Origin of the sequence: Aliivibrio sp. 1S128 (genome assembly GCF_001691065.1) — a bacterium.
Taxonomy (GTDB): Bacteria; Pseudomonadota; Gammaproteobacteria; order Enterobacterales; family Vibrionaceae; genus Aliivibrio.
On record NZ_MAJV01000118.1, the window covers coordinates 987 to 1,776 of the forward strand.

Below are 790 nucleotides of genomic sequence, written 5' to 3' on the forward strand. Positions count from 1 at the left end.
GTGTTATGCAGGCGTTATGCAGTAGGGTGAAAAAGGTAAGGTATGACTAATTCTTCAATTTTTAACATCGACACAGCATCAGTATATTTTAATGAGTTAGTTTTACCCCAGTATGATGATTTTTTGAAAAACAATGCCTCTAGTCGTTATGCGCTTCTTAGTATTATGTCTTCTCATCATTTATATGAATGGGTGAATGGTAGGAAATTTGCAGTTAATGATTTTAAGTTAAGGTACCCTGATTATTCACATCTAAGTGAATACTTTGAATTAGCTAGAAGATTAACTAATGGAACAAAGCATTGTGCAAATAAAGTGAATACTAAGGTACAAACTGGATTTTCGTCTGCATTTTCATTAGGTTTTTCTAAACCGTTAATCGTAGAGCGAGATGATGGAAGTAATGTGTCGGTAGACGAATTACTGAGTAGTATTATTGGTTTTTGGAAACAGCAGCAGAATTTAATCAAATTATAAAGTGGAAGGTTTATTATGAAAACAAAATTTAATTATACTGAACATGATCAAGCAGCTTTAAATCTTCAAAATATTCGTGATTATTTAAGCTCTTTAAGTGCCGATATATCAAATGCATATGGAGCATCTTCTAAAGTCTCAAAGCTAGCTAGAGAAGCGTCAGATTTAGCTGATGAGCTTAGATTCGCTTTAGCCGATGAATTGCATAAGGAAGCACCAGTTGAATTGAAAGTTGAAGCGTTAGATTTTTATCAGCGACAAAATAAATAGTGTAGGGTAGCTTTAAAACTACTGCATAACAATCGCATCAACA

2 protein-coding genes are annotated in these 790 nt (G+C 33.3%); both read left to right on the forward strand.

Annotated elements, in window-relative coordinates; genetic code table 11:
* Positions 1-42 precede the first annotated feature (42 nt).
* Positions 43-477, forward strand: a complete 435-nt coding sequence (locus tag A6E03_RS16305) for a hypothetical protein (protein WP_065601294.1) — start codon at positions 43-45, stop codon at positions 475-477.
* A gap of 15 nt (positions 478-492) precedes the next feature.
* Entirely contained in the window at positions 493-747 is a 255-nt protein-coding gene (locus A6E03_RS16310; protein ID WP_065601295.1) for a hypothetical protein, read from the forward strand.
* Positions 748-790 lie beyond the last annotated feature (43 nt).

Coding starts and splice junctions, on each gene's coding strand:
- A6E03_RS16305 (WP_065601294.1), top strand. CDS start 43: ATGACTAATTCTTCAATTTTTAACATCGACACAGCATCAGTATATTTT.
- A6E03_RS16310 (WP_065601295.1), top strand. CDS start 493: ATGAAAACAAAATTTAATTATACTGAACATGATCAAGCAGCTTTAAAT.